At 73.2% G+C, this 12,527-nt stretch carries 13 protein-coding genes; 10 read left to right on the top strand and 3 right to left on the bottom strand.

Annotation, left to right across the window (positions count from 1 at the left end; genetic code table 11):
• Positions 1-63: 63 nt before the first annotated feature.
• The 4 genes from deoC (at position 64) to ACZ5OX_RS10645 (ending at position 4,269) form a co-directional block, all read left to right on the top strand.
• A complete protein-coding gene (gene deoC, locus ACZ5OX_RS10660) occupies positions 64-1,050 on the top strand; it encodes a deoxyribose-phosphate aldolase (RefSeq protein ID WP_465629532.1) in 987 nt (328 codons plus the stop codon).
• A 5-nt stretch (positions 1,051-1,055) separates the two neighbouring features.
• Positions 1,056-2,537 (top strand): aldehyde dehydrogenase family protein, encoded by a 1,482-nt coding sequence (locus ACZ5OX_RS10655; protein WP_465629531.1) that lies wholly within the window; start codon positions 1,056-1,058, stop codon positions 2,535-2,537.
• Positions 2,530-3,432: an aldehyde dehydrogenase family protein gene (locus ACZ5OX_RS10650; RefSeq protein WP_449788251.1), complete on the top strand. Its 903-nt coding sequence runs from the start codon at positions 2,530-2,532 to the stop codon at positions 3,430-3,432. Before ACZ5OX_RS10655 ends, ACZ5OX_RS10650 begins: the two co-directional genes overlap by 8 nt.
• Before the next feature lie 198 nt (positions 3,433-3,630).
• A complete protein-coding gene (locus ACZ5OX_RS10645) occupies positions 3,631-4,269 on the top strand; it encodes an ATP-binding protein (RefSeq protein ID WP_465629530.1) in 639 nt (212 codons plus the stop codon).
• 168 nt (positions 4,270-4,437) lie between these two features.
• Here ACZ5OX_RS10645 and ACZ5OX_RS10640 read toward each other — a convergent pair whose 3' ends face one another.
• Positions 4,438-5,412: a SigE family RNA polymerase sigma factor gene (locus ACZ5OX_RS10640; RefSeq protein ID WP_392867090.1), complete on the bottom strand. Its 975-nt coding sequence runs from the start codon at positions 5,410-5,412 to the stop codon at positions 4,438-4,440.
• Between the two features lie 278 nt (positions 5,413-5,690).
• Here ACZ5OX_RS10640 and ACZ5OX_RS10635 point away from each other — a divergent pair, with 278 nt between their 5' ends.
• The 4 genes from ACZ5OX_RS10635 (at position 5,691) to ACZ5OX_RS10620 (ending at position 9,038) form a co-directional block, all read left to right on the top strand.
• Positions 5,691-6,368 carry a response regulator transcription factor gene (locus ACZ5OX_RS10635; RefSeq protein WP_030257458.1) on the top strand — a complete coding sequence of 226 codons (678 nt, stop codon included), beginning with the start codon at positions 5,691-5,693 and terminating at the stop codon, positions 6,366-6,368.
• Positions 6,369-6,431: 63 nt separating this feature from the next.
• Positions 6,432-7,976: an ATP-binding protein gene (locus ACZ5OX_RS10630; protein ID WP_465629529.1), complete on the top strand. Its 1,545-nt coding sequence runs from the start codon at positions 6,432-6,434 to the stop codon at positions 7,974-7,976.
• Positions 7,973-8,305, top strand: coding sequence for a hypothetical protein (locus ACZ5OX_RS10625; RefSeq protein WP_465629527.1), 333 nt, complete (start codon positions 7,973-7,975; stop codon positions 8,303-8,305). Before ACZ5OX_RS10630 ends, ACZ5OX_RS10625 begins: the two co-directional genes overlap by 4 nt.
• A gap of 109 nt (positions 8,306-8,414) precedes the next feature.
• Positions 8,415-9,038 carry a VanZ family protein gene (locus ACZ5OX_RS10620; RefSeq protein ID WP_465629525.1) on the top strand — a complete coding sequence of 208 codons (624 nt, stop codon included), beginning with the start codon at positions 8,415-8,417 and terminating at the stop codon, positions 9,036-9,038.
• Here ACZ5OX_RS10620 and ACZ5OX_RS10615 read toward each other — a convergent pair.
• Positions 9,008-9,688, bottom strand: coding sequence for a PhzF family phenazine biosynthesis protein (locus tag ACZ5OX_RS10615; RefSeq protein WP_465629524.1), 681 nt, complete (start codon positions 9,686-9,688; stop codon positions 9,008-9,010). The two genes, ACZ5OX_RS10620 and ACZ5OX_RS10615, sit on opposite strands and share 31 nt — an antisense overlap.
• Before the next feature lie 148 nt (positions 9,689-9,836).
• Here ACZ5OX_RS10615 and ACZ5OX_RS10610 point away from each other — a divergent pair, with 148 nt between their 5' ends.
• A complete protein-coding gene (locus ACZ5OX_RS10610) occupies positions 9,837-10,460 on the top strand; it encodes a hypothetical protein (RefSeq protein ID WP_465629523.1) in 624 nt (207 codons plus the stop codon).
• Positions 10,461-10,488: 28 nt separating this feature from the next.
• Here ACZ5OX_RS10610 and ACZ5OX_RS10605 read toward each other — a convergent pair whose 3' ends face one another.
• Positions 10,489-11,865, bottom strand: a complete 1,377-nt coding sequence (locus ACZ5OX_RS10605) for a hypothetical protein (RefSeq protein ID WP_465629522.1) — start codon at positions 11,863-11,865, stop codon at positions 10,489-10,491.
• A gap of 350 nt (positions 11,866-12,215) precedes the next feature.
• Between ACZ5OX_RS10605 and ACZ5OX_RS10600 the strand changes: the two genes are divergently transcribed.
• Complete coding sequence (locus tag ACZ5OX_RS10600) at positions 12,216-12,401, top strand: PspC domain-containing protein (RefSeq protein ID WP_350735952.1); 186 nt, start codon at positions 12,216-12,218, stop codon at positions 12,399-12,401.
• Positions 12,402-12,527: the final 126 nt, after the last annotated feature.

Raw genomic sequence — 12,527 nt, 5'->3', positions numbered from 1 at the left:
CGGCCACGAATGGCAGGCGCTCTGGCGGCCCACTACGCGCGTAGATATGCTGGTCTGGTGACTATGTCCACTGTTGCAGCCAATGCCCTCGGCGTTGCGGGCAGCGGCCTTCAGGACGTTGCGGCGTCCGAGGCCTCGCTCCGCCGGTTCCTGCACGGCCTGCCCGGCGTCGACCAGGTCGGCCTGGAGGCGCGTGCCGCCGCTCTCGGTACCCGCTCGATCAAGACCACGGCGAAGGCGTACGCCATCGACCTGGCGATCTCGATGATCGACCTGACCACGCTGGAGGGCGCGGACACGGTCGGCAAGGTGCGCGCGCTGTGCGCCAAGGGCAGGACCCCCGACCCGACCGACCCGACCACCCCCCGCGTCGCCGCCATCTGCGTCTACCCGGACATGGTCGCCACCGCGAAGGCCGCCCTGCAGGGCACCGACATCCAGGTCGCCTCGGTGGCCACCGCCTTCCCGGCGGGCCGCGCCGCCCTCCCGGTCAAGCTGGCCGACACCGCCGACGCGGTGGCCGCGGGCGCCGACGAGATCGACATGGTGATCGACCGCGGCGCCTTCCTCTCCGGCCGCTACCTCGACGTCTATAACGAGATCGTGGCCGTCAAGGAGGCGTGCAAGCGCCCGGACGGCACCTCCGCCCACCTCAAGGTGATCTTCGAGACCGGCGAGCTGCAGACCTACGACAACGTCCGCCGGGTCTCCTGGCTGGCGATGCTGGCCGGCGCCGACTTCATCAAGACCTCCACCGGCAAGGTCGCCGTCAACGCGACCCCGCCGGTCACCCTGCTGATGCTGGAGGCGGTCCGCGACTTCCGCGCCGCCACCGGCGTCCAGGTCGGCGTCAAGCCCGCCGGCGGCATCCGCACCACCAAGGACGCCATGAAGTACCTGGTGATGGTCAACGAGACCCTCGGGGACGACTGGCTGACCCCGCACTGGTTCCGCTTCGGCGCCTCCAGCCTGCTCAACGACCTGCTGATGCAGCGCCAGAAGCTGGCCACCGGCCGCTACTCCGGCCCCGACTACGTGACGGTGGACTGATCACCATGGCCAAGAAGAAGAACACCGAGGAGCCCGTGGCCAAGCCCGCCGGCGGCCTCTTCGCCTACGCCCCGGCCCCGGAGTCCCCGGCCGCCGCCGGCGACATCGCCACCTCCTACGGCCACTTCATCGGCGGCGAGTTCGTCGACTCCTCCGGCAACGAGGCCCTGAAGACGGTCAACCCGGCCACCGAGCAGGTGCTCGCCGAGTTCGCCCAGGGCACCGAGGAGGACGTGGACCGCGCGGTCGCCGCCGCCCGCAAGGCCTTCGCCGACTGGTCGGCGCTGCCCGGCAGCGAGCGCGCCAAGTACCTGTTCCGGATCGCCCGGATCATCCAGGAGCGCAGTCGCGAGCTGGCCGTGCTGGAGTCGATCGACAACGGCAAGCCGATCCGCGAGACCCGCGACGTCGACCTGCCGCTGGTCGCCGCGCACTTCTTCTACTACGCGGGCTGGGCCGACAAGCTGGACTACGCCGGCTTCGGCGCCGCCCCGAAGCCGCTGGGCGTGGCCGGCCAGGTCATCCCGTGGAACTTCCCGCTGCTGATGCTGGCGTGGAAGATCGCGCCCGCGCTGGCGACCGGCAACACGGTCGTGCTGAAGCCGGCCGAGACCACCCCGCTGACCGCGCTGCGCTTCGCCGAGATCTGCCGCCAGGCCGGTCTGCCGAAGGGCGTCGTCAACATCGTCACCGGTGACGGCCGCACCGGCGCCGCGCTGACCTCCCACCCGGACGTCAACAAGGTCGCGTTCACCGGCTCCACCTCGGTCGGCCGCGCCATCGCCAAGCAGCTGGCCGGCACCCGCAAGAAGCTCTCGCTGGAGCTGGGCGGCAAGGCCGCGAACATCGTCTTCGACGACGCGCCGATCGACCAGGCGGTCGAGGGCATCGTCAACGGCATCTTCTTCAACCAGGGCCACGTCTGCTGCGCGGGCTCGCGCCTGCTGGTCCAGGAGTCGGTCCAGGACGAGCTGCTGGACGCCCTCAAGCGCCGGATGGCCACCCTGCGGGTCGGCGACCCGCTGGACAAGAACACCGACATCGGCGCCATCAACTCGGCCGAGCAGCTGGCCCGGATCACCGCGCTGACCGAGGCCGGCGAGGCCGAGGGCGCCGAGCGCTGGTCGCCGGCCTGCGAACTCCCCGGCACCGGCTTCTGGTTCAAGCCGACCCTGTTCACCGGCGTGAGCCAGGCCCACCGGATCGCCCAGGAGGAGATCTTCGGCCCGGTCCTGTCGGTGCTGACCTTCCGCACCCCCGCCGAGGCGGTCGAGAAGGCCAACAACACCCCATACGGCCTCTCCGCCGGCATCTGGACGGAGAAGGGCTCGCGCATCCTGTGGATGGCGAACCGGCTCCGGGCCGGCGTGGTCTGGGCCAACACCTTCAACAAGTTCGACCCGACCTCGCCGTTCGGCGGCTACAAGGAGTCGGGCTACGGCCGCGAGGGTGGCCGCCACGGTCTGGAGGCCTACCTCGATGTCTGATGTCGCAACGCGTCTTGACGTCCTCAAGACCTACAAGCTGTACGTCGGCGGGAAGTTCCCGCGCTCCGAGAGCGGGCGGGTGTACGAGGTGACCGACGCAAAGGGCGAGTGGCTCGCCAACGTCCCGCTGGGCACCCGCAAGGACGCCCGCGACGCCGTCGTGGCCGCCCGCAAGGCGGTCAAGGGCTGGTCCGGCACCACCGCGTACAACCGCGGCCAGGTGCTGTACCGGGTGGCCGAGATGCTCCAGGGCCGGCGCGAGCAGTTCGCCGCCGAGGTGTCCGTCTCCGAGGGCATCGGCCCGAAGAAGGCCGCCGCGCTGGTGGACGCCGCGATCGACCGCTGGGTCTGGTACGCGGGCTGGACCGACAAGGTCGCCCAGATCGCGGGCGGCGCCAACCCGGTCGCCGGGCCGTACTTCAACCTCTCCACCCCGGAGCCGACCGGCGTGGTCGGGATCGTCGCCCCGCAGGCCGGGTACGGGCACTCGCTGCTCGGCCTGGTCTCGGTGATCGCCCCGGCGATCGCCACCGGGAACACGGTCGTGGTCGCGGCCGCCGCGGACGCCCCGCTGCCCGCGCTGTCGCTGGGCGAGGTGCTGGCCACCTCGGACGTCCCGGGCGGCGTGGTCAACATCATCTCGGGCCGGACCGCGGACATCGCCCCCACCCTGGCCTCGCACCAGGACGTCAACGCGGTGGACCTCACCGGAGCCATCGCCGTCGACGGTCCCGGCGCGGCGCAGGCGCTGGAAGCCGCCGCCGCGGATACCCTGAAGCGGGTGGTCCGTCCGGTACTGGACCCGTTCGCCCAGGACTGGACCGATGCACCCGGTACCGACCGGCTACTCTCGTTCCTGGAGACGAAGACGGTCTGGCACCCGATGGGGATCTGACCTCCCCGCTCCGAGTAACAACTCCACAGACTGGCCGTCCCCAGTGCCCTCACCCCCCCAGGGCCCGGACGGTCACAGGACGGACCCGCGCCTCTCCCCCCCTGGCGCGGGTCCGTCGGCGTTCCGGCGGTTCCCGCCGCGGGAGTTGCGGACCGACCGGTTTCGGCAACCGGCCGGGATGCGTCAGACTGGTGTCCCGTGAGTGACTCCCCCATGAACCCCGCACCGACCGGGCATGCCCGGGTGATCCTGCTCTCCGGGCCCTCCGGGTCGGGGAAGTCCTCGCTCGCCGAGCGCAGCGGCCTGCCGGTGCTCCAGCTCGACGACTTCTACAAGGACGGGGACGACCCGACCCTGCCGCGGCTGCCGGACGGCGCCGTCGACTGGGACTCCCCGCTGGCCTGGCACCGCGACCAGGCGCTCGCCGCGATCCGCGCCCTGCACGAGCGGGGCCGCGCGGACGTCCCGGTGTACTCGATCCCGGACAACGGCCGCACCGGCACCCGCGGCCTGGAGCTGGGCGGGGCGGCCGCGTTCATCGCGGAGGGCATATTCGCCGCCGAGATCACCTCCGACTGCGCCGACCAGGGCCTGCTCGGCGACGCCCTGTGCCTGCGCAACGGCGCGCTGACCACGGCCTGGCGCCGACTGCGCCGGGACGTCCGGGAGGGCCGCAAGTCGCTGCCGGTGCTGCTGCGCCGGGGCCTGCGGCTGATGCGGGCCGAGCGGTCCATCGTCGGCCGGCAGGTCGCCCTCGGCTCGTACGCGTGCGCCGGCCCCGAGGCCGAACGACGGATCCGCGCCGCGGCCAGGACGACGGAGCTCTCCGCCGCCTGACCCCCGGTACGCCCCGGCCCCGGACACGACGCGGGGCCCGGTGCGTCTCCCCCGCACCGGGCCCGCGCCTTCCCCGAACGATCCTCGGCTCCCCCACGGGCGTGCTCCCCCGAGCTGCCGCCCCCGGACCGTGACCGTCCGCTTCCCGTCCCCCGACGGGAGTCCTCGTTACGCGACCAGCTCGCCGAACGCCCGGACGGTGTCGCCCGACTTGTTCAGGTGCTCGTCCTCGCGCAGCCGGCGCAGGGCGCGCCAGATGCTGCTCTTGACCGTGCCGACGCTGATCCCCAGCACATCGGCGATCTCCGGGTCGGTCTTGCCCTCGTAGTACCGCAGCACCAGCATGGTGCGCTGGTTCTCCGGCAGCTTCGCCAGCGCCTGCCAGAGCACGGTGCGCAGCTCGGTGCCGCCCATCGCGTCGGTGTCGCCGGCCGTCTCCGGCAGCTCCTCGGTCGGGTACTCGTTGACCTTGCGGCGCCGCCAGGCGGAGATGTGCAGGTTGGTCATGGTGCGGCGCAGGTACCCGCCGACCGCGGCCTTGTCGGTGATCCGGCCCCAGGCCCGGTAGGTGCTGAAGAGCGCGCTCTGCAGCAGGTCCTCGGCCTCGTAGCGGTCACCGGTCAGGTGGTACGCCGTGGCGTACAGGGAGGCGCGGCGCTCGCGCACGTACGCGGTGAACTCCTTGATGTGGTCCTCCGCGACGGCCGGGTGCTCCCCCTGCGCGCCTCCCTGCCCGGCCTCGGTGGTGCGGGCCGCGGCGGGGTTCAGCCGCAGCAGCGTCGCACCGGCGGCCTCGCGACCGGTCGGCTCCCCCGAACCGACCGTCCGCAGACCGTTCCCCCCGGTACCCCGGTTGTTCCCCGGGACGTCCTTGCCCTCGACGCGGACGGGGAGGATGCCCCGCAGCGTGAGGGTGTTGGAGGAGTCGGCCGAACTCCCCAGACGGCCGATCCCGTACAGCTCCCCCGTCCTGCCGCCGCCGCTCACCCGACGGGCGCCAGGGTTTCCACCGGTGCTGTGCGCGCACCCCCGCACGGTCACGGCACCGGAGTTCTCGTCGGTCCTGACCTCGTACCGGGTCCGGTGGGACGTGGCTGACGAACGCGCGGTGCGGACAGCCGGGTTGGTCCGGGTCTGAAGCATGGCGTTCATCGTGCGCCCCCTGGGTCGGTACGAGCGGTTCCGGTAGCCGCCCTTCAGCCGGCCTTGCGGCCCGCTGTCCTGCGGCGACACGGAAAATCCTGCCCGCCGGTTGTGATGGCGCTGTCCGCCGACTGTCACAGGGGTGTCACAGGAGCGGGCCGAATGTCCCGGTCCGCCTCCCTCCGTACCGGACGCCGGTGGCGCGCGTTCCGGTTCCCAAGGGGACGGCAGGCCCTCCGGGGGGTGATTCGGGGCTGCCGGTGGGCCAAAATGGGGCCGTGCCTTTCCTCCTACTGATCGAGGACGACGACGCCATCCGCACCGGCCTCGAACTCGCCCTCACCCGCCAGGGCCACCGCGTGGCCACCGCCGCCTCCGGCGAGGACGGCCTGAGGCTCTTCAAGGAGCAGCGGCCCGACCTGATCGTGCTGGACGTGATGCTGCCCGGGATCGACGGCTTCGAGGTGTGCCGCCGGATCCGCCGCACCGACCAGCTGCCGATCATCCTGCTGACCGCCCGCTCGGACGACATCGACGTGGTGGTGGGCCTGGAGTCCGGCGCGGACGACTACGTGGTGAAGCCGGTGCAGCCCCGCGTGCTGGACGCGCGGATCCGGGCCGTGCTGCGGCGCGGCGAGCGGGAGAGCTCGGACTCCTCGGCCTACGGCAGCGTGGTGATCGACCGCGCGGCGATGACCGTCACCAAGGACGGACAGGATCTCCAGCTCACCCCGACCGAGCTGCGGCTGCTGCTGGAGCTCAGCCGCCGCCCCGGCCAGGCGCTCTCCCGCCAGCAGCTGCTGCGGCTGGTCTGGGAGCACGACTACCTCGGCGACTCCCGCCTGGTGGACGCGTGCGTGCAGCGGCTGCGGGCCAAGGTCGAGGACGTGCCGTCCGCGCCGACGCTGATCCGCACCGTCCGCGGGGTGGGCTACCGGCTGGACCCGCCGGCCTGACCAGGGGCGCCCTCGCCCCGCCCCTCCCCCGACCTCTGAACTCCCGTACCACGACAGGCTCTTGTGACTGACCATCAGACGACTGCCCGGCGGTTCTCGACGGGCCGGTGGCGTCGGCTGCGCTCCCTGCGGGTGCGGCTGATCGCGGTGTTCGCGGCCGTCGCGCTGCTCGCCGCCGTCTCGGCCTCCGGCATCGCGTACTGGCTGAACCGCGACGCGGTGCTCAAGCGCGCCCAGGACACGGCGCTGAACGACTTCAGGGTCTCGCTCACCCGCAACGTCTCCGAGCTGCCGCTGAACGCGAGCTGCCCGGAGCTGGCGACGCTGGCGTCCAACGTGGCCAGCTCGGGGCTGACGTACGACGTGGTGGTCGTCGACCCGGCGCACCCGGAGTGCCCGGCCTCCTCCGACCCGGCGAACTTCACGCTGGCGGACGTCCCGGCCGCGCTGCAGTCCACCGTGGCCAAGCCGCGCGAGGTCACCGAGAACAACCCGTACCCGTACCACCTGTACTGGCAGCGGCAGAACCTGGAAGGCCGGCCGTTCGTGATCGGCGGCACCAAGGTGGTGCCGAACGGCCCGACGGCGTACATGTTCAAGTCGCTGGAGAACGAGCGGGCCGACCTCAACACCCTGGGCTGGTCGCTGGCCATCGCGACGCTGCTCGCGCTGATCGGCTCGGCGCTGCTCGCCCAGGCCGCCTCGGCGACGGTGCTGCGGCCGGTCAAGCGGCTCGGGGACGCCGCCCGGCGGCTCGGCGAGGGGCACCTGGACACCCGGCTGGAGGTCGAGGGCTCGGACGAACTCGCCGACCTGGCGCGGACCTTCAACCGGGCCGCGGAGTCGCTGCACGAGCAGGTCGAGGAGCTGAGCGCGCGCGAGGCGCAGAGCCGGCGGTTCGTCGCCGACATGTCGCACGAACTGCGCACCCCGCTGACCGCGATGACCGCCGTGACGGACATCCTGGAGGACGAGGCCGAGTCGCTGGACCCGATGATCGAGCCGGCCGTCCGGCTCGTGGTCAGCGAGACCCGCCGGCTGTCCGACCTGGTGGAGAACCTGATGGAGGTGACCCGCTTCGACGCCGGTACCGCCAAGCTGGTCGCCGACGAGGTGGACATCGCCGACCTGATCATGTCCTGCATCGACGGGCGGGCCTGGTACGACGCGGTCGAGGTGGACGCCCCGCGCGGCATCCTGGCCGTGGTCGACCCGCGCCGGCTCGACGTGGTCTTCGCCAACCTGATCGGCAACGCGCTGAAGCACGGCGGCTCGCCGGTGCGGGTGAAGGTCCGCCAGGACGGGGAGTCGGTCGTGGTCGAGGTCTCCGACAGCGGCCCGGGCATCCCGGAGGACGTGCTGCCGCACGTCTTCGACCGCTTCTACAAGGCGGACCGGGGGCGGGCGCGCTCGGAGGGCAGCGGCCTCGGGCTGTCGATCGCGATGGCCAACGCGCAGATACACGGGGGAACGATCACGGCGGCGAACGGGGAGGTCGGTGCGGTGTTCACCCTGACCCTGCCGTCGGCCCCGCCGCCTCCGCCGTCCGCGGACGAGGCCGAGGGCGGCCCCGCCGGCGACGCCGCCCAGGACAAGGACGCCACGTGACCACCCCCACCGACACCGCTTCCCTCCGCACCGTCCTGCGCCGCGGCGCCGGCGTGCTGCTGCTGATCGCCCTGGCCTCCGGCTGCGGCATCCGGCCGACCGCCGTACCGGTCGACGCCGGCGCGCCCGCCAGCCGGACGGCCTGCCCGACCACCCCGCACATACCGGCGGCCCTGGCCACCCCGCCGGGACCGGCCCCGACCATGACCCCGGCCCGTGGCGGCAAGGCGTCCGTGAGCCCGAGCCCGTCGCCCACCCCGGTGACGCCGGGCAGCCCGCCGCCGGACAACGTGTTCGGCGCGGTGCCGACGGCCTCGCCCTGCAAGTAGGCCGCCGGGAAGGGCGCGGAGAGGGGCGGGGAGCGAGCTCAGGGGCGCGTTTGGGAATGTTCACGCCGGGTGTGGAACCGACGTGGCGTCGGACCACGTCCTTCCCCCCGTGCAGCGAGATGGCACCAGGACACGCGACGAGCGTTCCGGCGCGGGGAACGAGAAGAGCCCGGCGGCGGCCGTCCACCGTCCCCTCCGGTGGGCCGGGCTGGCGGGCCTCACCGGCCATCTGGCGCTGGTCCTCTGGCTGGTGCTGAGACCGCTGCCGGTGGCCTGGGTGTACGACGCCAACCTGACGCCGCTCGCCTCGCTCCGCTCCTCCAGCGGCTGGCAGGTGGTCGGCGAGCTCCTGCTGCTGGCCCCGCTCGGGGTCCTGCTGCCGCTGGCCGGCGGCCGGCTCCGGGCCCCCTGGCTGCCGTCCTTCCTGCGCACCACCGGCGTCTCCGCGCTGCTGGCGACCGCGCTGGAGTTCCTCTCCTCCTGGGCGCCCGGGCACGTCCTCAACGTGGACCACATCCTGCTCGCCGTGGTCGGCGTGGCCGTCGTCCACCTCGCGCTCGTCCCCGGCCTGCGGCACCTGCTGCGGGACCGGCGGCCGCGGGCGCCCCGGCTGACGGTGCTCTCCGTGCCGCCGGTGGCCGCCGCGTCGGCCGTGGCCGTGGCCCCGCTCGCGGCCGTCGCGCCCGCCGCCCGCCGACGCGCCTACGCGGAGCCGACCCCGCCGGTCGGCTGAGCCGGGCGCGGGGCGCGGACCACCCGGCCGCCGACCTCGACCAGCCCGCCCGGACGCGGTCCGGCCAGCAACTGCGAGCCCCGCCCCTGGGTGACGGTCAGCGCCCGGCCGAGGCGCGCGGCCAGCAGCAGGGCGGCCGCACCCGTCGCCTCGTCCTCGTCGATCCCGTCCCCCCGCCCGGGGAAGGCCCGGGCCCGCACGGTACCGGCCGTCTCGTCCTGCCAGGCCCAGGCGTAGACCCACTCCCCCGGCGGCGGCACCTCCAGGGCCTCCACCTCGGCCGCCGAGCCGTACTGCCGCAGCGTGCGCGGCGGGGCCCACTCCGGGCGGGCCTCGATCCGGGTCAGACCGCCCTCGCGCCGCACCGCCACCTCGCCGGCCGCCGTGACCAGCCGGTCCACCCCGAGCAGCCAGGCGGCGCCCACGCACGGGTGGCCGGCGAACGGCAGCCGCACCGACGGGGCGTAGATGTCGATCTCCCCGCGCTCCGGGTCGTCGACGAACACCGTCTCGCTGAAGCCGAGTTCGTGTGCGATCCGCTGCCGGTCCGCGCGCTCCGGCACGGCGGCGCCGTCGCGCACCACTGCGAGCGCGTTCCCGTGACTCCCGTCCGGCCCGCAAAAGACCCGCAGCACCTCAAACTCCGTCATTTCCCACCTCGTCCACTCCCGTTCCGGCACAGCGCAATGACACCGTGACACAAAGGCTGAGGCGAATGTCGGCCGCCTCCAGTACTGTGCGCTCTCGTCCCCGAACGGTGCCCGCCGTTTTCCGTCTTCCCCTCCCCAGGAAACCCCCTTGAACAATCTCGACTTCAGCGCCGAACCGCTCTTCTCCTGGTACGTCGTGCTGCTGGCGCTCAGCGGCGTCATCATGGTGGCCCTCGGGGCCGTCTCCGGCGGACTGAAGGTCGGCCTGCGCATCCTCAACGTGGTCATCGGCCTCGGGCTCCTGGGGTACGCCTACTACCTGGCGTTCGTCTTCGAGGGCGGCACGTACACCATCTTCTTCAAGGTGTTCATCCTGCCGATCGGCATGGTCGTCGCCTCGGTGAAGGCGATCGTCGAGCGCAGCAACGCCAAGCAGCAGCCCGCCCAGGCGGCGGCCCCGTTCGACCCCAACGCGCCGCAGGGGGCGTTCAACCCGGGCGCGCCCTTCAACCCCAACGCCCCGCAGGCGCCGTTCAACCCGGGCGCCCAGCAGGCCCCGTTCAACCCCAACGCCCCGCAGGCGCCGTACGCCCAGCAGCCGGGTGCGCCCGTCCCGCCGGTCGCGCCGCAGGCCGCTCCGCCAGTCGCGCCGCAGGCCGCCCCGCCCGCGCCGCCGCAGGTCGGCTCGCCGTACCAGCCGGGCGTCCCGCCGCAGCCGGTGGCGGACAACCCGTACGCCCAGCCGCAGCCGCCGCAGAACCCGGTCGGCTGACGCGCCGCACCCTCCGTACGTCTTCGGGTCAGTTCCCGGAGCCGCTCCGCACGCGGTTGCGGCGCCACGCCACCACCAGGATGCCGAGGCCGAGGGCGATCGCGGTCGCACCGGTGATCGCCATCGGCTCCGTCGAGCCACCGCCGGTGGAGGCCAGCCGGGGGTCCGCGGCCGGGGCCGCGGCGGCGACCACCGGTGCGCCGACCGCCGCCGGGCTCGGCGCCACGGCGGTGGCCTGGGCGACCGGGAGGACCGGGGCGCCGGCGGTCTCGGACTCGGTCGACACCGGGGCGACCGGGGCCGCGGAGGTGGGCCCCGGCGTCTGGGTGGCACTGGGAGCCGCCGCGGTCACGATCGTGAAGTCGGCCTTCCGGCTGGACACCACGGTCGCGCTCTCGCCGGGGCCGGGCAGGCTGCCCGCCATGGCCACCAGCGACTCGAGACGGGCCGACGCGTCCCTGGTGAAGGACAGCCGGACGTTGATCGTGTGGGTACCGCCCTTCGGCAGGGTGAACTCGTCCGAGCTCGTGTCGCCCGGCCGGAGGTTCATGTAGAGCCAGGTCGGGTGCTCCGAGTTGCCGCCGGGGCCGCCCGGCAGCCAGGTTCCGTCCGGCCCCTGGTACTCGAACCCGACCGTCTCGAAGGGGAGTTCGGTCACCCCCTGGAACACGACCGTGGGCATGACCCGGAGGTCCTTGCCGCTGGTGTTGGTGAAGACCAGCTTGAACGGCTTCGCCTCGCCGCCCGCCGTGAAGGTGGTGGGCACCCCGACGAGCCTGACGTCGGCCGCGGCGGCGGGTGTGGGCGCCGGCGTGGTCGGCGTCACCGCCGGAGCGATCACCGCGTTCGTCCGCTCGCTCTGGGCGAAGCTGCTCCGCTGCTCCCGCGGCAGGGTGGGGTCATCGACGTCGGCGTTGAAGCCCAGGCTCACCCGGCCGGCCGGGGCCTCGGCGGCGACGGTGAGCCGCAGCCGGTAGACCGCCTCGGCGCCCGCCGCCAGGTGCAGCGTGGCCGACCGGTCGATCTCCCAGAAGGCGCCGACGCTCGCGGCGTTCACCGTGGCGTCCTGCCACTGCGCACCGCCGGGCGGCTGGTACTCCAGCTTGAAGTGGCTCTGCCTGGTGCCGGCGCCGGTGTCGCCGACGACGAAGGCGGAGGACAGCACGTCCACCTGGTGGTCGGCGGTGTTCCCGAGCCTCGCGGTGAACTCTACCGGCGCGCCACCCGCCTTGACGGTGGCGGGCGCGCCGCCGAGCACGACCGTGACCGGCGAGGGCTGGATCCGGGTGCCCCGCACGAGCGCGACGGCCTCCGAGGCGGCGAAGGCGGCCGGGGCCTCGACGGCGGCCAGGCCGGAGGCCAGCGAGACGGCGGCGGCCGCGGCCAGGAATCTGCGATGCCGCATGCGAAATCCAACCTCACGAGAGAATTCGGACAGAACCCAACAGGACGTGAAATCGCTTGCAGGAGAGGTTTTTCCACAACAAAGTCGGGCTTTTCGTCCGCCCCCCGGCCGACCGCGATCGGCAGCATCCTACCGAGCCCCGTCCGGGGGTCCGGACGGGCCCGGCCGGATATTCGGCCCGCCCCTCGGGGTGACCCTGAGGACGACCCCGACTTCCGGCTACGACTCCCCGGTGACCCTTCGGGGTGGGGAATCACCTGCCGGGCGGAGGATCGGGGGCCGCCGGCGGCGGAGTATGGAAACAGCCCACCGGACCGGCCGGACCGGGCCGCCACCGTAGGGAGACCGTCATGAGCGCCCGCCTCGCCCGTCCCCGCCACAACCGTGTCATCGCCGGCGTCTGCGCCGGGATCGCCGAACGCTTCGGCCTGACCCCGTGGACCGTCCGGCTGATCTTCCTGCTCTCCTGCCTGCTGCCCGGCCCCCAGTTCCTGCTCTACCTGGCCCTCTGGGTGCTGCTCCCCCAGGAACCGTGACACACGGCGACGGGCCGCCCGCCCCGGAGTTCCCGGGGCGGGCGGCCCGGTGTCGTGTGGTGTTTTCGCCGGGCGAGACTGGGGGGGCAAGGGGGGGGTTGGTTAGCCCCACGAGCAGGGTTTTGT

This window comes from Kitasatospora sp. NPDC032121 (assembly GCF_055580145.1).
The sequence above is the reverse complement of the archived record's forward strand: the minus strand, read 5'-3'. Positions and strand labels throughout refer to the sequence as shown.